The sequence below is a fragment of the Ensifer sp. MJa1 genome (genome assembly GCF_037026475.1).
In the GTDB taxonomy this organism is placed as follows: domain Bacteria; phylum Pseudomonadota; class Alphaproteobacteria; order Rhizobiales; family Rhizobiaceae; genus Ensifer.
The window spans coordinates 172,916-190,071 of record NZ_JAKUMO010000003.1; the positions used below are offsets into that span (position 1 = coordinate 172,916).

The 17,156-nt window shown below is 61.7% G+C and carries 17 protein-coding genes; 9 read left to right on the forward strand and 8 right to left on the reverse strand.

From position 1 onward, the window contains the following. From MKZ91_RS05940 to MKZ91_RS05950, 3 genes are read right to left on the reverse strand one after another with little or no spacing between them, the layout of a single operon-like run. The gene (locus tag MKZ91_RS05940; protein ID WP_336168991.1) at positions 1–378 is read right to left on the reverse strand and encodes a Na+/H+ antiporter subunit C; all 378 of its coding nucleotides are present in this window, start codon (positions 376–378) and stop codon (positions 1–3) included. Beyond that, a complete protein-coding gene (locus MKZ91_RS05945) occupies positions 378–797 on the reverse strand; it encodes a Na(+)/H(+) antiporter subunit B (protein ID WP_336168992.1) in 420 nt (139 codons plus the stop codon). Before MKZ91_RS05945 ends, MKZ91_RS05940 begins: the two co-directional genes overlap by 1 nt. Continuing rightward, positions 794–3,154, reverse strand: a complete 2,361-nt coding sequence (locus MKZ91_RS05950; RefSeq protein ID WP_336168993.1) for a putative monovalent cation/H+ antiporter subunit A — start codon at positions 3,152–3,154, stop codon at positions 794–796. The genes MKZ91_RS05945 and MKZ91_RS05950 overlap by 4 nt, the downstream gene beginning before the upstream one ends. Positions 3,155–3,600: 446 nt before the next feature. Here MKZ91_RS05950 and MKZ91_RS05955 point away from each other — a divergent pair, with 446 nt between their 5' ends. Next, positions 3,601–5,193: an EAL domain-containing protein gene (locus tag MKZ91_RS05955; protein ID WP_336168994.1), complete on the forward strand. Its 1,593-nt coding sequence runs from the start codon at positions 3,601–3,603 to the stop codon at positions 5,191–5,193. Between the two features lie 230 nt (positions 5,194–5,423). Continuing rightward, positions 5,424–5,948: a hypothetical protein gene (locus MKZ91_RS05960; protein WP_336168996.1), complete on the forward strand. Its 525-nt coding sequence runs from the start codon at positions 5,424–5,426 to the stop codon at positions 5,946–5,948. 15 nt (positions 5,949–5,963) lie between these two features. Here MKZ91_RS05960 and trhA read toward each other — a convergent pair whose 3' ends face one another. After that, positions 5,964–6,626 (reverse strand): PAQR family membrane homeostasis protein TrhA, encoded by a 663-nt coding sequence (trhA, locus tag MKZ91_RS05965; RefSeq protein WP_336168999.1) that lies wholly within the window; start codon positions 6,624–6,626, stop codon positions 5,964–5,966. 242 nt (positions 6,627–6,868) lie between these two features. On the opposite strand from trhA, the gene MKZ91_RS05970 reads away from it, so the two are divergent. Next, a complete protein-coding gene (locus MKZ91_RS05970; RefSeq protein ID WP_336169000.1) occupies positions 6,869–7,345 on the forward strand; it encodes a GNAT family N-acetyltransferase in 477 nt (158 codons plus the stop codon). A gap of 27 nt (positions 7,346–7,372) precedes the next feature. Here MKZ91_RS05970 and MKZ91_RS05975 read toward each other — a convergent pair whose 3' ends face one another. Continuing rightward, positions 7,373–7,717: a TraR/DksA family transcriptional regulator gene (locus tag MKZ91_RS05975; RefSeq protein ID WP_336169003.1), complete on the reverse strand. Its 345-nt coding sequence runs from the start codon at positions 7,715–7,717 to the stop codon at positions 7,373–7,375. 64 nt (positions 7,718–7,781) lie between these two features. After that, on the reverse strand, positions 7,782–8,204 hold the full coding sequence (locus MKZ91_RS05980) for a universal stress protein (RefSeq protein ID WP_336169005.1): 423 nt from the start codon (positions 8,202–8,204) through the stop codon (positions 7,782–7,784). Between the two features lie 307 nt (positions 8,205–8,511). Between MKZ91_RS05980 and MKZ91_RS05985 the strand changes: the two genes are divergently transcribed. Continuing rightward, complete coding sequence (locus tag MKZ91_RS05985) at positions 8,512–9,390, forward strand: VOC family protein (protein WP_336169006.1); 879 nt, start codon at positions 8,512–8,514, stop codon at positions 9,388–9,390. A 26-nt stretch (positions 9,391–9,416) separates the two neighbouring features. On the opposite strand, the gene MKZ91_RS05990 is transcribed toward MKZ91_RS05985, so the two are convergent. After that, positions 9,417–9,773 (reverse strand): winged helix-turn-helix transcriptional regulator, encoded by a 357-nt coding sequence (locus tag MKZ91_RS05990; RefSeq protein ID WP_336169008.1) that lies wholly within the window; start codon positions 9,771–9,773, stop codon positions 9,417–9,419. 132 nt (positions 9,774–9,905) lie between these two features. Here MKZ91_RS05990 and MKZ91_RS05995 point away from each other — a divergent pair, with 132 nt between their 5' ends. Together MKZ91_RS05995 and MKZ91_RS06000 are read left to right on the forward strand one after the other, a co-directional pair. Further along, positions 9,906–10,745 (forward strand): SDR family oxidoreductase, encoded by an 840-nt coding sequence (locus tag MKZ91_RS05995; RefSeq protein WP_336169010.1) that lies wholly within the window; start codon positions 9,906–9,908, stop codon positions 10,743–10,745. Between the two features lie 225 nt (positions 10,746–10,970). Continuing rightward, entirely contained in the window at positions 10,971–13,130 is a 2,160-nt protein-coding gene (locus MKZ91_RS06000; RefSeq protein WP_336169012.1) for an inverse autotransporter beta domain-containing protein, read from the forward strand. A 158-nt stretch (positions 13,131–13,288) separates the two neighbouring features. Here MKZ91_RS06000 and MKZ91_RS06005 read toward each other — a convergent pair whose 3' ends face one another. Beyond that, positions 13,289–13,561 (reverse strand): DUF2798 domain-containing protein, encoded by a 273-nt coding sequence (locus MKZ91_RS06005; RefSeq protein WP_336169014.1) that lies wholly within the window; start codon positions 13,559–13,561, stop codon positions 13,289–13,291. A gap of 148 nt (positions 13,562–13,709) precedes the next feature. Between MKZ91_RS06005 and MKZ91_RS06010 the strand changes: the two genes are divergently transcribed. The 3 genes from MKZ91_RS06010 to MKZ91_RS06020 all read left to right on the forward strand — a co-directional run bounded on the left by MKZ91_RS06010 (position 13,710) and on the right by MKZ91_RS06020 (position 17,154). After that, complete coding sequence (locus MKZ91_RS06010) at positions 13,710–14,630, forward strand: LysR family transcriptional regulator (protein ID WP_336169015.1); 921 nt, start codon at positions 13,710–13,712, stop codon at positions 14,628–14,630. A gap of 55 nt (positions 14,631–14,685) precedes the next feature. Beyond that, positions 14,686–14,898 (forward strand): tautomerase family protein, encoded by a 213-nt coding sequence (locus MKZ91_RS06015; protein ID WP_336169397.1) that lies wholly within the window; start codon positions 14,686–14,688, stop codon positions 14,896–14,898. A gap of 147 nt (positions 14,899–15,045) precedes the next feature. Beyond that, a complete protein-coding gene (locus MKZ91_RS06020; RefSeq protein ID WP_336169017.1) occupies positions 15,046–17,154 on the forward strand; it encodes a S9 family peptidase in 2,109 nt (702 codons plus the stop codon). The last annotated feature ends 2 nt before the right edge of the window (positions 17,155–17,156 follow it).

Genomic DNA, 17,156 nt, shown 5'->3' on the forward strand with positions numbered 1-17,156 from the left:
TCAATATCCAAGCGGCGGAGCCGGATCGTCCTTCGGCTCGGCGACGCGCATCTCGTCGGTGTTGTCGGTCTGAAGCTCCTCATAGGCCCGCCAGGCAAGAACCAGCAGGAAGGCAAAGAAGGAGAAAGAGATGACGATCGCCGTCAAAATCAGGGCCTGCGGCAAGGCATTGGCCGCCGGACCGGTGAGCGCATCTTCGCCGGCCGGAATGACCGGTGGCACGCCGCGGGTCAACCGCCCGCCGGTGAAGATCAGCAGGTTGACCGCATTGCCGAGGATGGCGACACCGAGCAGCACGCGGATGATCGACTTCGACAACAGCAGGTAGACGGCGACGGTGAAGAAGATGCCGACGAGCAGCGAAAACCAGGCTTCCATCATTCGCCTCCCCGCTCTTCGAGCGAAAGCGCGATGGAGCTGATGGCGCCGACGACCACCAGATAGACGCCGCAGTCAAACAACATCACCGTCGACAGCGGTATCTCTAGGCCAAACACCGATGGGTAGATCCACAGGCCGGTCATGAAGGGAACGCGGGCGGCGATCGAGATCAGACCTGCAACGGTCGATGCGAGCAATCCAGTACCGGCAATCGCCATGGGGTGGAAATAGATGGCGTGGCGTACCGTCTCGACACCGCAGGCGATGCCGTAGATGGCAAGTGCCGAAACCGCGATCAATCCGCCGATAAACCCGCCTCCGGGTTCATTGTGGCCGCGCAGCAAGACGAATATGGAAAACACCACCATCAGGCTCGTCAGAAACGGTGCGACGGCCCGGAAAATCACCGACCTCATGCGCGCTCCTCTACGTCCGGATCGTTGTCGGCGATACGCCGGAGCGAACCGGCTCTGAGGCGCACGAGCGACAGGATGGCAAGGCCGGTGACCATCACCACGGCGATTTCACCCAGAGTGTCCGTACCGCGGAAGTCGACGATGATGACGTTCACGACATTGGCGCCATGGGCAATGGATTTCGAATAGAGATTGAAGAACTCCGTCAGCGTCGCATCGAAGGGAACCCCTGTTACCTTGAGCAGCATCAATCCAAAGCCGAGGCCGCAGGCGAGCGCGATGGTGACATCAGGGATTTTTTGGCCGAGTGGTCGGTGGTCTGAGTGCGAAAGCCGGAGCCGCGTCATCACCAGCGCAAGCACCACCACCGACAAGGTTTCGATCATAAACTGAGTGAAGGCGAGATCCGGGGCACCGTAAAGCAGGAAAATGACGGCAACGGCAAAACCCTGAATGCCGAGCGAGACGATGGCAGTGAGCCGGTCGGCAGCGAGCAGGACCGCGCCCAGGCCGATAACGGCGATGGCCATGACAGCCAGTTCATGCAGGGGAACGTCGCCTGCAAAGAACGGAGCACGGGGCAACTCTCCATAGGAAAGCGGCACGCCAAGAAGCACTACGGCAATCAGTACGAATGTCGCGGTCATATAGACATCGAGGCGACCGGATTGCAGCCGGCGCGTCAGCGCAACCGAGAAACGGATAAGGCCGCGGATGAACTGATCAAAGCCGCGATCCGGGCCCCAGCCGATATCGACAAGGATCGAGGAGACGAATGCCCGCAGGCGGTCAAGGTTAAGATAGAATAGGGCACCAAGTGCAACCGTCGCGAGCGACAGCGCCAATGGCAAGCCGATATCCGGGATGATCGAAATGGTCACCGTTCGCGGCGCACCAGCAATCGCCGACGCCATCGGTGTCGACACCAGTTCATGCGTCAGTCCCGCCAGAAAGGCAGCCGTCAGCCCCTTGACCGACAACAATGCCGGACCGAGCCACAGCAGAATTGGCGCGTCATGCGGCGTCTGGGGCGTCTCGATCCTTGGGCCGACAAATGGCTTCAGGGCAACGGCAAAGGCAACAGCAAACATCAGCGCGTTGCCCAGAATGGCAAGCGCGGCAAAGATCATTGACCGCAGGTCGAAGCCCGACAGCGCATAATAGATCTCCTCCTTCGCAAGAAACCCGAAGAAGGGCGGCAGCCCTCCCATCGAAAGGGCGGCAGCAAGCGCGATAACAAAGGTGAACGGCATCGCCGTTCGCAGGCCGCCCAGTTGGGTCACGTCACGTGCGTTGGTCTCGTGGTCGATAATTCCGACGACCATGAACAACGCGCCTTTAAACAGCGAGTGCGCGACGAGGTACAGAACTGCCGCTTCGATGGCGTGCGGAAAACCGAGACCCGTGAGCATGACGAGCATGCCCAATGAAGCTGTCGTCGTATAGGCGAGCATCAGTTTCAGGTCGGTCTGGCGGCAGGCTAGCACGGCGCCGATGATCAAAGTGATGCCGCCGAACAGAGGCAGCAGGATCTGCCATTCGGGCGTACCACCGAGCACGGGGTTGAGCCGCATCAAGAGGTAGACACCCGCCTTCACCATGGTCGCCGAGTGCAGGTAGGCCGAGACCGGCGTCGGCGCTTCCATCGCGTTCGGCAGCCAGAAATGGAACGGAAACTGCGCCGACTTGGTGAAGGCGCCGCCAAGAACGAGGATCAGTGCGGCAAGGTAGAACGGGCCTTCGCGCAACTCCGGACCGAAGGCGGTAAGCAGCGAAAGCTGAGTGATGCCGCTGACATTCCAGAGGATCAACAGCGCGGCAAGCAGGAACAGCCCCCCTCCTCCGGTGACGACGAGCGCCTGGAGTGCTGCGCGTCGCGCGGCTTCGCGCGAATGGTCGAAGCCGATCAAGAGGAACGACGTGATCGACGTCAACTCCCAGAAGACGAAGAGCATCAGGAAGCTGTCGGATACGACGAGCCCAAGCATCGAGCCCATGAACATCAGGATGAAGGAGAAGAAGCGTCCCTGCTGCGGATGCCCTTTCAAGTAACCGCCGGAGTAAAGCACGATCAACGTGCCTATCCCGGCGATCAAAAGGACAAACGTCAAGGACAGACCATCGATCAGCCAGGAAAAGCTGACATTGAACGACGGGATCCAGGCATAACCGCCGGTAACCACTTCGCCCGCGGCGACTTCCGGCCAGAAGCGGGTGAAGTGCAGTACGATGGCGGCTGGAAAAAGCGCCAGAACCCAGGCCGCGTTATGTCCGAGAAGTCGCGTCAGAACCGGTGCGAGCAGTGCCGCAACGAAGGGGAGTGCGAGAGCCAGTAATGTTAGGGCCGCAACATCCATCGTGCCGGCTGCTCCTTTGTTTTTCACCGTACAATCAAGCGAACACCCGACATAGAAGAAGGGCCATGGCGCCTCAAGCCTTATCCAGATAAAATCGGCGTTATGTGCCATCAAATCGTCGAAGACGGCAGGAAACGCCAAGCTTTTCCCGGTTAGATGAGCCCGCCAAGTGCGGTGGCGGCCGGCGACAATGGGAATGCTGTTAGCAAAATATTCAGTCGGCGCCAGCGAATGGATCGAACGTTGTGGAAACGGCGCGGCAGGACGTGGTAGTTGTACATTCAGACTTCCTCAATTCAAGATCCTACCCAGCCGACAATGACGGAACCCGGCAATCGATCATAGATCTTGCGCGGATGACGTCGCCGGCCACCGCCACCTGACAGTCCTTCTGCAGCAAGCAGTGTTGAAGCGACAAAGCCATATCTGAAAGAGGCGAGGCCCGCTTGAAACGATCTCGCATTGTGGTCATCGCAAGTATCCTGGCCGCGCTCGGCGCCATCCTGCCGATGCTGGCAGCCTATTATCTTTCCTGGTCGATCGCGGTGCGCAGCGAGCAGGCGCGACTGGCGCGCCTTGCCGATTACACCATCATGCGGGCAGATGCGGCCCTTGAGGAAGCGACCCGCGCGCTGAAGGCCGCCGAGCGCTTCGACACGCCTCCGTGCATGGCGGCACATATCTCGGCGATGCGTGCGCTTGTCGTCAACACGACCTCCATCGAAGATATCGGCTACTTCGAGAACGGGCTGCTCAGATGCACCTCCTGGGGTTATCCGCCCCGCCGCCTCACCCGTTCTTCGCCCGCAGACTTTACCGCCAGCAACGGCATCGAAGTGATCCCGCGGATGTATCCCACGATCAGCATCGGCACCGCGATGACCGCCTTTCGGTATCGGTCCTACACCGCGCTGACCAATCCGGCCCGCTTTGTTGATGTGATCGCCGAGCCGGGCACCCGCCTGGCGGTCGCCACGAAGAATGGTGTCGTGATCAGCACCTTGAACGACCCTGACGCCTCGCTCACGGCGCAGCTCGCCGAGCTTCTCAAAACCGGCAGCGATGCCGGTGATCTGTTCGCAACCGCCCGCGGAACAAACTGGATCGCGGTTGCGAGTGCGCCCAATATTGCCATGCTCAAGGACATGGATCGCGAGCGCCTGCTGCTTTTGCCGGTCGGCGCCCTCGTCGCCGCCCTGATGGTCGGTCTCGTGGTGTGGTTGTCGCGGCGGCGGCTTTCGCCGCTTGGCGAGCTTTCGATCGCCGTTCAGCGCAGCGAATTCATCGTGCACTATCAGCCGCTGATCGAACTGAAGACGGGTATCTGCGTCGGTGCGGAAGCGCTGGTGCGCTGGCGGCGCCCCGACGGGCAACTCGTCCGGCCTGATCTTTTCATTCCGCTTGCAGAGGAAAACGGCCTGATCGAGGAGATCACCGACCAAGTCATCCGTGCGGTAATCGCCGAGATGAAAGCAGTTCTTGCCGCCGATCGATCGCTGCATATTGCCGTCAACCTTGCAGCCGACGACATCAAGTCCGGCCGCATCCTCCCGGTCATTCAGATGGCTCTCGAAAATACAGGGGTCTTGGCCGAGCAGATCTGGCTGGAAGCGACGGAGCGCGGCTTCATGGACGTGAAATCAGCGCGGGCGACGATCGAGGAGGCACGCCGCCGCGGCCACTCCGTGGCAATCGACGATTTCGGCACCGGCTATTCGAGCCTGCAATATCTGCAGGAACTGCCGCTCGATGCGCTGAAGATCGACAAGTCCTTCATTGACACGGTTGGCACCGATTCAGCCACCAGTTCGATCACGCCGCACATCATCGACATCGCCAAATCGCTCGACCTCTATATCGTCGCCGAAGGCATCGAGCGGCAGGAACAGGCGGATTACCTTTTGGAGCGCGGCGTTCAATATGGCCAGGGGTGGCTGTTCTCCAAGGCCTTGCCCGCGGCGGAGTTCGTCGCCTTCTACAACGACAGCAAGCGCCGGCGGGGCGCCGGTCCGGCCGTGATCCGCCGCGAGATTGCCTAGGGCCAAGCTGCGCCGAACTCCTGCGGCGAATGGCGTCGTTTGTACACTCGACTGCCGGTTCCCATATGTAATCGTGGCAACGACAGATGGCCACGCTATGAGGTCTACCGAGGATTGACACTGACGCACGGAAGGAGTGGCATGGGGCATGCTGTTCCACTAGGAACAGGCCCCGTGTCCTTGGCTAGGCTACTAAAAACAAGGGTCGAGCAAGCCGAGAGGAGGTCTGCATGCTGCGCATCCTGACTGCACTCGCATTTCTGCTCCCCTCTGCCCTTTCGGCGGCAGCCGCCGAGGACTGGGCACCCTATGCCAATGCCCGTTTCGGTTACGTGCTTGACATCCCTCCGGGGTTCGAACTGCAGAGCCAGGGCGACAATGGTGACGGCGCAAGTTTCCACGCCAACGACAATGGCGCGACCCTCTCTGTTTTCGGCAGCACCCTTATGGACGGCGACTTCGAGACCGACGTCAACGACCGCATCGGCACCGAGCGGGAGGGCGATTGGCGGATCGTCTATTCGCGGGTGACAGCCGCATGGGCAAGCTTCTCCGGTTCGCGCGGCGAGGAAGTCTTCTACACGCGGGCGATCGCCCTTTGCGACGGCAGCGCCGCCTATTTCCGCCTGCAGTACCGCAAGAGCCGTCTTACCAGTTTCGACGGCGTGATCTCGCGCATGGCAGAGGCACTTCGGCCATCCGAAGGCTGTCAGCAGGCGCCTGTTGCCGCTGCAGCTGGCGAAGCCCCGAATTGACCAGGAACGGGTGGCTCAGGCGGCCGCCGCGGCGCTGAAGCAGGTCAACACCGCCGAATAGTGAACCGCAGCTCCGGTCACGACGAAGCCGTGCCAAATCGCGTTCTGGAAGCGCAATTTTTCCCAGACATGGAAGATCACGCCGGCCGAGTAGATGACGCCCCCGATCAGGATCAGCACCAGTGTCGTGGTCGACAGCGTCGAAAGAAGCGGCCCGACGACCAGCACGCCGCTCCACCCCATGGCGAGGTAGAGCAGGATCGCCAGCCGGTCGAAGCGGCCTGGGAAGAGACATTTGATCGTGACCCCAAGCGCGGCGATCGCCCAGATGGCGATCAACATCACGAACAGAAACGGATCGTCCAACCCGCGCTGCAGGAACGGCGTATACGTCGCCGCAATCAGAACGAAAATGGACGAATGGTCGAAGCGGCGCAGGAACCATTTGGTTCGCGACACCGGATAGAGATTGTAGAGGAAGGAAATCGACAAGGTCGCGAGCAGCCCGGCGCCGTAGATGGCGGCGGCCGCAAGCTGGCCCGAGGTGCTCCACAGCGTCGCATAGAAGATCAGCGCAGTGACGCCGACGAGTGCTGCGGCAAGACCGATGCCGTGCACGATGCCGTCGGCGATCAGCTCCGAGCGATCATAGTTCCATTTGACCCCGCCGAACTCCACGCAATTCCTCTCCCGGACATTGTCCATTGCACGCGCTCAACAGGCCCGCGCTTCTTTCATTGCAACTATCCTGCCATAGAGCGGTATCGCGGCAAAGCCGGCCCGGAGCGGCAAAAGCATCAAATTTTGCAACGCATTACTACAATCGCGTGCCACCACTATAAATCGTAGCGAGCGCTTGTTTGCACGGCCGGCGACAACCACATGCCCCTCAAGAAAGAAGCCGGCCGCGGAGGAAAGTCATGGCAACCTTGCGCACGCCCCTGCCGAACCAGGCCGCCGCGCTCACCGCGCTCTGCCTGCGATCGAAGGCGGTGTGGGGTTATGATGCCGCGTTCCTGGAGGCCTGCCGGCCCGCATTGACGTTGACGGCTGAAGACTGGGCGGAATCTGATCTGCAGATCGCCGTCGATGGCAATCGCATCCTCGGCGTGGCGCAGGTCCACGCGAGCGGCGATGTGGCCGAACTCGACAAGCTTTTCATCGATCCGGACGCACGGGCGGCCGGGGTCGGCCGGAGGCTCTTCGGCTGGTGCGTCGAGGCGGCGCTGAGCCGCGGCGCCACGGTCATGACGATCGATGCGGATCCCGGCGCCGCCGCGTTCTATCGCCGCATCGGCGCCGTCGATGACGGAGTCGTCGCCTCGACCGCTATCCCCGGGCGGTTGTTGCCGCGGTTGAAACTGGACCTGAATGACGACCGCGTCCGCCGCCGCTAACTCAGACGGGCGCGGGCAGTCCGCGGGTCATCGTCCGCCGCGGGAGACCTCTGCGGCGCAATCCTGGCAGAGTGGCGCATGCGGAACGGCCTGAAGGCGCGCTGACGAAATCGGCAAGCCGCAGCGTACGCAGGTGCCGAAGGTTCCGGCAGCCATGCGGTCAAGGGCAGCGTCGATAGCGCGGATCTCTTCCTGGCCGGCGAGGCCGAGCCCTTCCAGAACCTCGTCGCCTTCCCGCTCGGTCACGCGGTCGGGCACGTCGGCGTTCATCGGCTCATCGAGATCGTGCTCGATCTTGACCAGTCGCCCCTGCAATTCCTCCTTGCGGTGCGTCAGGCGATCGCGAAAGTCGTCAAGCGCAAACTTGTCCATCTGAACACTCCTTGGCGGTGGCGGCGCGACAGCTGCGCCGCGACCCGCTCTTATTGTTGGCAGCTCACCGGTCGACGAGAACGGCGCAGGGGCAATGGCTGACGACCCGGCTGGCGGTCGATCCGATGAAGTAATCGATAAGCCCCGGGGCATGCGATGCGATGATCACCAGATCGGCATTCTCTTCCTTGGCGAAGGCGTTGATGGTGCCGGCGGCGCCACCTGTGCGGATTTCGACGCGGCCGTTGATGCCGTGCTTGATCTTCAGCGCATCGAGCGTTTTCTGGGCCTGTTTGCGAGACTCCTCGACCATCTCCAGCGGGAAGTCGACGATCATGTAGCCCTGCGCATAGGCGTTCAGATCCTCGACGACGTTAAGCAGGACAATCTCGCCCCCTTCGTCGATCAGCTTCTCGGCAATGCCCAAAACGGACTCGCCGTGCTCAAGTTGATCCATGGCAATCGGGACGATGATCTTCTTGTACATGCTGTACTCCTTCTGTTGCCCACATGGACCGCCGGCGCCGAGATGCGACAGGCCAATCCCTCATCTGGAGATTGCGCCCCCGCCGCGCTTTGGGCTTTGATTGAAATCAAATCGGCTGCGCCGCGTTCGCATGTCCTCAGATAAAATGAGGTAGGGCGTCGGGCACCACTGTCAACGCTCATCGAACACAACATCAAGCGATCGATGGACTTCCGTGAACGAGCCGGCCGGCCCATATTCCCACAATCAGTTTCAACGAAACTGCCCCGCCAACCGGCGGCGGTCCCGAAGTCCAAGGAGGCAGTATATGACGTCGCACCCGACGCCCGACATCCCGACCGACCACGCGCTCGCGATGCCGGCCCATGTCGACCACGCGCATCTGGTCGTGCAGGATCTGCCAGTTGTTTCCGCCTGGTACCAGAAGATCATGGGGCTGAAGCCGCTTGAGACGGGCGCGAATGGCGAAACGCTTGGTGTCGGCGGACGACCGCTGCTGACATTGACGACCAAGGGCAACGCTGCACGGGCGCCACGCAACGCGCCGGGCCTGTTTCACAACGCCTTCCTGGTGCCCAATCGCGAGGAGCTCGGCCGCTGGCTGGCTCACGCTGCGCATAACGATGTCCGGCTGCAGGGCGCTTCTGACCACCTCGTCAGCGAGGCGATCTACCTTGCCGACCCCGAAGGCAACGGCATCGAAGTCTATCGCGACCGGCCCCGCACCGAATGGACGTTCCAGCCCGACGGTACCGTTGGCATGGATACGCTGCCGCTCAACCTGCAGGCACTCTATGACGAGGCGCCGAAGGATGCCTGGGGCGGCATGGCTGATGGCACCGCCATCGGTCATATCCACCTGCAGGTTTCCAACATTCCCGAGGCTGACGCCTTCTTCCGCGATGTGTTGGGTCTTGGGCTGATGGCCCGCTATCCGGGCGCGAGCTTCTTCGGCTCTGGCAAGTACCACCACCACGTGGCCGCCAACATCTGGAACTCGCGCAACGCTCCGAAACGTGAAGACCAGATGACCGGTCTTTCCGACTATACGATCCAGTTCAGGGAGCCGTTGGAACTGGCCGCGGCAGTCGCCAAGCTCGACGCGCTGGAAATCCCGGTTAAGCGTAGCGGCGACGCCCACACACTCGTCGACCCCTGGGGTATCGGCCTCAAGCTCGTCGCCTGAACGTTCTCTCCCAGGCCGCGGTCGCCTCAGGCGCTGCGGTCGTATTTTTGCTGGGCTTCCAGCACCGCCTCGATGTTGTCCTCGGCCCACCGCGTCAAGGCGGCGACGGTCGACGTCAGCGTGCGGCCAAGCGGCGTGATCGCGTATTCGACGGTCACCGGAACGGTGGCGAACACGCTGCGGCTGACGAGACCGTCGCGCTCGAGTTTCTTCAGGATCTGCGACAGAACCTTTTGTGAAATCCCGTCGATTTCCCGCCTCAACTGATTGAAGCGCACCGGCTTTTCATCGAGCTTGCCGAGCACGAGAACGGCCCATTTGTCGGCAAGCCGATCCAGTACCAAACGGGTCGGGCAGGCTTGAACATAGACGTCGTATTCCATCAGACGCTCCGATCGGCGGTTTCCGGACGGAAACCATGTCACCGAAAACTGCCTCCTTTACAGCATTTTTCCGCGCTTATATCTAGTTTCCATCAGCAATATAGTTTCATTTAGAAACCATGGAGAAAGATGATGTCGGGCAAAATTCTGGTTCTCGCGGCAAACGGAACCATCGGCAGCAAGGTGGTTCGCGCTCTCGTTGCGGCTGGTGAAGCGGTAAAGGCCGCAACGCGCAAGGCGACGTCGATCGAAGGTGCTGAGGCTGTTGCCTTCGACTACCTGGACGCTTCGACTTATGGCCCTGCGCTTGATGGCGTCGACCGCCTCTTCGTGCTGGCGCCAGGGGGGCATCTTGATCCGGTCGCGCTTCTGAGCCCGATCATCACCGCGGCGGCCGCGCGCGGCGTCAAGATCGTGCTGATGACCGTCATCGGCGTCGATGCGGACGACAGCATTCCCTATCGCCAGGTCGAACTGCTGCTCGAAAAAACCGGCGCACCCTTTGTCATCCTGCGACCGAACTGGTTCTGCGACAACTTCCACAGCTACTGGATCGAGGGCATCCGTCACGGGGCAATTGCTGTGCCGGCTGCGGAGGGCAAGACCAGTTTCATAGACGCCCGCGACATCGCCGAATGTGCAGCGGTCGCCCTGACGAGCAATGCGTTCAACGGACGCGCTTTCAATCTGACCGGCCCGGAGGCGCTCAGCTACGACGAGGCTGCCGCGATCCTGTCGCGCGTCACGGGAAAACCGATCGCCTATGCGCCGGTCGATGACGAAACCTTCATCGGCATTCTGACGGGTGCCGGCGTGCCGGCGGACTATGCGCGCTTCCTCGCCTCGATCTTCTATCCGGTGCGCGAGGGCTGGGTCGCCCAACCGACCGGCGACGTGAAGACGCTGACGGGTTATGCGCCGCGCAGCGTCGAGACCTATGCCAAGGACAATCTGGCCGCCCTCAAGGGCTGAGCCATTGATCTACCAAAGCGGGCGCCCGCCCCTCCGGCGGGCGCTTCCCGGCGGTGCGCCAAATATTCCTAAAGTTGCAGATGATCATCTTCCCAGCCCCTGCGTCAACACGCCGGTGGATAGTCGCCAGATCATCATTCAATAAACTTGAGTATTTTACTCACATATCTTAACCGCATGCCCAGGCGGCCGCGCCAAGGGCCGTATATATGCGGAGTTAATGATATGAAAAACAAGAATATTTTTATGGCTGCCCTGGCAAGCAGCACCTTGATTTCGAGCCCTGCCATGGCCGTCGATTTCCGCCCGCAGGCCGAGATCGAAGGTGGTTTCTTCAGCGGCGGCTCGGGCGCGAGCGGCGGTTTCTTTCTGCCGTTCGCCCTCGATTCCGGCAATGCGATTTTTGTCGACACTCGCGGAACGGTTGCCAATGATTCCGTGCGGCAAGGCTCGGTCGGTGCCGGCTACCGCTTCCGCGCCAATGATCAATGGGTCATCGGTGCCTATGGCTATTACGACTATCTGAACAGCAACTACGGCAACTCCTTCAGCCAGCTGTCCTTCGGCCTCGAGGCACGGAGTGGCGATCTCGAGATGCGCAGCAACGTCTACCTCCCCCTGACCGGGGCCAAATCACTGAGCGCATTCAATGCCGCCTATGTGCGCGACCATGTGCTCGTCTTTCAGGAAGGCAAGGAACGCGCCCGCCGGGGCCTCGATGCTGAAATCGGCGGCCGGCTGCCCGTGTTCGAGGACAGCTCCAAGGTCCAGCTTAAGGTCTTCGGCGGCAGCTACTGGTATGGCGGCCGTAATCTCGACGACATGTTCGGTGCCAAACTGCGCGCGGAACTGACCTTTGCCGACCTGCCCGGCCTTTCCGAAGGTTCCACTGTTTCGCTCGGCGTCACCGGCACTTATGACAACGAGGACAGACTGAAGGGCGCGGTCATGGCGCGGTTGCGCATTCCGTTCGGCGCGCCCGGCGCGACCCGCCGTGCGTTCGACCCGATGACCCAGCGCGTCGAACGGGCAAGCGGGATCCGTACCCATGCCGGCGCGACCGGTGACATCGAGGCGGCGCAATTCGCCGACAGCGGCCTTACGGCCGGTCGGGTCGTCTCCGTCTCGTCGGCTTCCGGAAATGCCGCCGCCATCAACACGCTGATAGGCTCGGCGGGAACCAACGGGTTGATCCTCGTCGATGGTGATCTCGGCCTCGACCGGACGCTGACCCTTGAGAGTGGCCAAACGCTTCTTGGTGGTGGCGGCGCGATTGCCGTGCGCGGTGCACGCAGCGGCGCAACCGCGACATTCGTCAATCAAGGCGCCCCAACGACGATCACCGGCTACAATCCTGCTCAGGATGTGATCACGATGGCGTCCGGCAGCACCATCTCGCAGCTTTCGGTGCGCGGCGGCCTCGCCGGCATTTCGGCAACCGACGCGACTGATGTGACCGTCGACAACGTCGACATTGCCGCCACCAGCCATGACGGTATTCGCTTCACGCGGGTCGATGGCGCGGTGGTTCAGGACAGCCGCATTCACGACCTCTACATCTGCGAGAACAACACGACCTGCGAGTTCTCGATCTACAACCCGAACAGGGCGCCCTACGCCGCCGTCAGCTCGGTCGGCAGCCGCAACGTCACGGTGCGCGACACTGTCATCGACAAGGTCACCTACGGTGTCTTTGCGGGCGGCGAGTTCAAGAAGGTCGGCCGGACCGACTATGAGCTCACCACCGGCACCGAGAACGTCACGCTCGACAATGTAACGATCAGCAACTCGCGCCGCGAAGGCGTGCTGCTCGTTGCAGGCAAGGACGTCAAGCTCGATCGCGTAACGGTCGACAACTCCAATCAGGATCGCGACATGGATCTCGTGGTGCTGCAGGGGACATCCAATGTCGCAATCAACGACATGCGACTCTCCGGCGGCATCAACGGCCTGATGTTCGTCTCCAGCCCGAACCTCGACGTGAAGACCACCAATGTCGAAGTGAGAGGATTGAAAGTCGACGGCACGCGCAATGCCGGCATCTTCTTCAATCCGGTCTCGGGCATTTCGCTAGCTGACGTCACCGTCACCAATGCGGGCACCTATGGTGCCTACATCTATGGCAGCGACTACGAGTTTCTCGGCGGTCCGGTAAGCAACATCACGCTCAGCAACATGACCGTCGACAAGGCCGGTCGCGCGGCGCTCTACTTCTCCGGCCCGTCCGAAGACATCAAGGGCAATGTCAGCGTCACCAATACGCCGAAGGATTGCGTGCTCGACGACGGCTGGTCACCCGGAACGATCACCCAGTCCCCGGGGTCGGTGCTGACCATCAACGGCACCAGGCTCGACCAGAGCAACGCCGCCACGCGGTGCCCCTGACAAAGCGTCGTGACTCCCCTGGTTTGTGCCGCCGATTATCGGCGGCGCCGGATGAGAATGCGACCACAAGGCTGAATTGCAACTGAATGTGTCGGCAGGCGTCGCTAGCACGACCAACGCCGAACGGATCCCGTCCCCGTCTTCGAGGACGGGCTTTCTTATGCGGGCAGTCGGCAAACGGCGCCGACGAGCTTGGCCACGAAAGGACGCACAAACAGGACGCAGACAAAGGCGACAGGCATGGCCAAAACATAGGCTCTGCAGACGCGGGCCGGGTATCCGGAATCGAGCCCCGTATTGGCGCCGACGATGACGCAGGACATCAGGAACGCCATGATCGCCGACATGAAGAATGCGAAGGCGACAGGTGCGGCGCGTGACGGCAGCTTGCGGCTGCGGGCGATCCGTGGTGAGGATAAGGTGTCTTCCATCAGAAGCTCCCAGACTGTTTCCGAGGGGTCATTCCCTCGTTTCCGGAGCGCACTATACGGATCGCGTCTCGCCGAAGTAGGCCATTGCAACCTTGTTCAGAAACAGGCAAAACTATCGAATACATTTCGCCATTCGATGGAAAAGATTATGGACACGCTTCGTGGCATCGAGAGTTTTGTAAGAAGCGTCGAAGAGGGGAGCATTGCCGCCGCGGCGCGGAAGCTCGGCATCACGGCAGCATCCGCCAGCCAGAACATTGCTCGCCTGGAGCGAACGCTTGGCAGCCGGCTCCTCAGCCGCACCACGCGCCAGCTCGGGCTAACCGAAAGCGGCCGCATCTATTACGAGCGAGTGCGCGGCGTTGTACACGAGTTGGAGCTTGCCGCCGCGGCCGTTTCGGCGCTCAGCGCCGAGCCGCGCGGGCCGCTGAAGATCGCCTCGTCCGTCGCCTTCGGCCGCCATGTCGTGGCACCGCTGGTGCCGTCCTTCGCGGCGAAGTACCCAGATGTCTCGATTGAACTCGTCGTCACCGATCGGGAAATCGACCATATCGGCGAAGGGATCGACATCAGCGTTCGTTTCGGACTGCAGCTGGAACAGGGATTGATTGCACGCAAACTCGCCTCGGTGCCGATGATCATCTGTGCCGCCCCATCCTATCTGGAGCGGCGCGGTCGGCCAGATCGGCCGGAAGACCTGATCCACCACGATTGCCTGGTCTATCGTTATGCCGGTCACGGCCGCATCTTTCGCTGGGCCTTCACCCGTGACGGCCTGCGCTTCGAGCCGGAACTGAAGGCGACGATCGTCAGCAACGACATCGACACGCTCGCCGAAATGGCGATCGCCGGCGCCGGCATTGCCCGGCTTGGCGCCTTCATCGCAGCACCGTTGGTCGAGCGGGGGCTGCTGGTGCCTCTCTTCGGCGGACTTCCGCAGCAAGGGGTGGCCAGCACCGACCACGAGCCGTTCGACTTTTATGCCTGCTTCGCCGACCGCCAGGCGGAAACGCCCAAGGTTCGCGCTTTCATCGAACACGCCGTGCAGACACTGAAAGGACGCTGGTAGATCATTGCCAAGGTCTATCCCCATGACATCACAACAGCGCAACAAGGAGACGCCTGTGCCCTATGTAAACATCAAGATCACCCGCGAGGGTGCAACCGCCGAACAGAAGAAAGCCCTGATCAAGGGCGTCACGGACCTGCTTCAGACCGTGCTCAACAAGGCCCCCGCCTCCACTTTCGTCGTCATCGATGAAGTCGCGCTCGAGGACTGGGGCGTCGGCGGACTGCCGGTTGACGAATACCGGCGAAAGGCCGGGGAAAAGTCGTAGACGCACGATACCTCTCCCCACCACAAGCGAAGGGACAACCGCCCGCCCACCGGAGAACCGGCGGGCGGGCGGCGCCTTTGCGCTTGATCGCATTCGTCAGGCTCTCTATCTCATTGTCTCCCGCCGTATCGATCCCGGAGACGCATCTTGTCCGTATTCAGCAACCTCCCCAAAGCTCCCGTCGCCGCGAAAAAGCCGGTGACCGACACGCGCCACGGCATCACCCGCACCGACGACTATGCCTGGCTGCGCGCGGACAATTGGCAGGCCATGTTCCGGGATCCCTCGATCCTAGACCCCAACATCCGCCAGCATCTGGAAGCTGAAAACGCCTATATGAACGCGGCGATGGACGACACGAAAGCGCTGCAAAAGGCGCTGTTTGCCGAGATGCGCGGCCGGATCAAGGAAGACGACAGCTCGGTGCCGGTCAAGGACGGTCCCTTCGCCTATGGCAGCGCCTATGTCACCGGCGGCGAGCAGCCGCGCTATTTCCGTATCCCCCGCGACGGCGACCACAAGGACGAGGCGATCCGGCAACTGCTGCTCGACGGCGACAAGGAAGCGGAAGGCAAGGCCTATTTCCGCCTCGCCGGCCTCGACCATTCGAGCGACCATGGCCTCGGCATCTGGGGCTATGACGACAAGGGATCGGAGTACTTCACGCTGAGGGTGCGCGATCTCGCCACCGGCCAAGACCTCGCTGATGTGATCGAAAACACCGGCGGCGGCGGCGCCTGGGCGCCGGACGGCAAGAGCTTCTTCTACACCGTGCTCGACGACAACCACCGCCCGTCGAAGATCTTCCATCACGTGCTCGGCACCGCCCAGGCGGACGACCGGCTGGTTTACGAGGAAGAGGATCCGGGCTTCTTCATGTCGGTCGGCGGCTCGCTGCTCGACGACTTCATTTATATCGACATCCACGACCACGAGACGAGCGAATACCGGCTGCTGTCGACCAAGGACCTGACCGCGGAACCGAAGCTGGTTGCCGAGCGCGTGACCGGGCTCGAATACTCGATGACGGAAGGCGGCGACGTCTTCTACATCCTGACCAATGCCGACGGCGCCAAGGACTTCAAGATCGTCGAGGCGCCGGTTGACGCGCCGGCCAAGGAAAACTGGCGCCAGGTGGTGCCGCACAAGCCGGGCACGCTGATCCTCAGCCACATGGCCTATGCCCGCCACCTCGTCTGGCTGCAGCGGCGCGAGGGACTGCCGGAGATCGTCATCCGCGACAGGAAGACCGGCGAGGAGCACGCGATCGCCTTTGCCGAAGAGGCCTATTCGCTCGGCCTTTCCGGTGCTGCCGAATACGACACCGACGTCATCCGCTTCTCCTATTCGTCGATGACGACGCCGTCGCAGCTGTTCGACTACGACATGGCAACGCGCGAGCGCACGCTTCTGAAGACCCAGGAAGTACCCTCCGGCCACAATCCGGATGATTACGTCACCCGCCGCGTCTTCGCCCCCTCGTGGGATGGCATTGAAGTGCCTGTGACGCTGCTTTATCGCAAGGACACGCCGCTCGATGGCTCGGCGCCCTGCCTGCTCTATGGCTATGGCGCCTACGGCATCACCATTCCGGCCGGCTTCAACACCAATTGCCTGTCGCTGGCAGACCGCGGCTTCGTCTACGCCATCGCCCATATCCGCGGCGGCAAGGACCGCGGCTTTGCCTGGTACGAAGACGGCAAGATGGCCAGGAAGACCAATACCTTCAAGGATTTCATCGCTGCCGCTGACTATCTGAATCAACAGAAGTTCACGTCCTACGCGAACATCGTTGCCGAAGGCGGCTCGGCCGGCGGCATGCTCATGGGCGCGATCGCCAACATGGCGCCGGAGAAATTTGCCGGCATCATCGCAGCCGTGCCCTTCGTCGATGTGCTCAACACCATGCTCGACGACACCCTGCCGCTCACCCCGCCGGAATGGCCGGAATGGGGCAACCCGATCGAGAGCCGCGAGTTCTACGACATCATCGCCGGCTACTCGCCCTACGACAATGTGGACGCAAAGCCCTATCCGGCGATCCTGGCGCTCGGCGGATTGACCGACCCGCGCGTCACCTATTGGGAACCGGCGAAATGGGTAGCTCGGCTGCGCGAAAAGACCACGGGCAGCGAACCGATCCTGATGAAGACCAACATGGACGCCGGCCATGGCGGAGCGTCGGGGCGCTTCCAGCGGCTCGAGGAAATCGCCTTCGAATACGCTTTCGCGATCAAGGTCGCCGGCAAGATGTAACT

Bases quoted from the DNA above. Each gene is read 5' to 3' on its own strand.
- MKZ91_RS06000 (WP_336169012.1), top strand. From the start codon at position 10,971: ATGAAAAACAAGAATATTTTTATGGCTGCCCTGGCAAGCAGCACCTTG.
- MKZ91_RS05940 (WP_336168991.1), bottom strand. From the start codon at position 378: ATGGAAGCCTGGTTTTCGCTGCTCGTCGGCATCTTCTTCACCGTCGCC.
- MKZ91_RS05950 (WP_336168993.1), bottom strand. From the start codon at position 3,154: ATGGATGTTGCGGCCCTAACATTACTGGCTCTCGCACTCCCCTTCGTT.
- MKZ91_RS06010 (WP_336169015.1), top strand. From the start codon at position 13,710: ATGGACACGCTTCGTGGCATCGAGAGTTTTGTAAGAAGCGTCGAAGAG.
- MKZ91_RS05945 (WP_336168992.1), bottom strand. From the start codon at position 797: ATGAGGTCGGTGATTTTCCGGGCCGTCGCACCGTTTCTGACGAGCCTG.
- MKZ91_RS05980 (WP_336169005.1), bottom strand. From the start codon at position 8,204: ATGTACAAGAAGATCATCGTCCCGATTGCCATGGATCAACTTGAGCAC.
- MKZ91_RS05995 (WP_336169010.1), top strand. From the start codon at position 9,906: ATGTCGGGCAAAATTCTGGTTCTCGCGGCAAACGGAACCATCGGCAGC.
- MKZ91_RS05975 (WP_336169003.1), bottom strand. From the start codon at position 7,717: ATGGACAAGTTTGCGCTTGACGACTTTCGCGATCGCCTGACGCACCGC.
- MKZ91_RS05970 (WP_336169000.1), top strand. From the start codon at position 6,869: ATGGCAACCTTGCGCACGCCCCTGCCGAACCAGGCCGCCGCGCTCACC.
- MKZ91_RS06005 (WP_336169014.1), bottom strand. From the start codon at position 13,561: ATGGAAGACACCTTATCCTCACCACGGATCGCCCGCAGCCGCAAGCTG.
- MKZ91_RS05960 (WP_336168996.1), top strand. From the start codon at position 5,424: ATGCTGCGCATCCTGACTGCACTCGCATTTCTGCTCCCCTCTGCCCTT.
- MKZ91_RS05985 (WP_336169006.1), top strand. From the start codon at position 8,512: ATGACGTCGCACCCGACGCCCGACATCCCGACCGACCACGCGCTCGCG.
- MKZ91_RS05990 (WP_336169008.1), bottom strand. From the start codon at position 9,773: ATGGAATACGACGTCTATGTTCAAGCCTGCCCGACCCGTTTGGTACTG.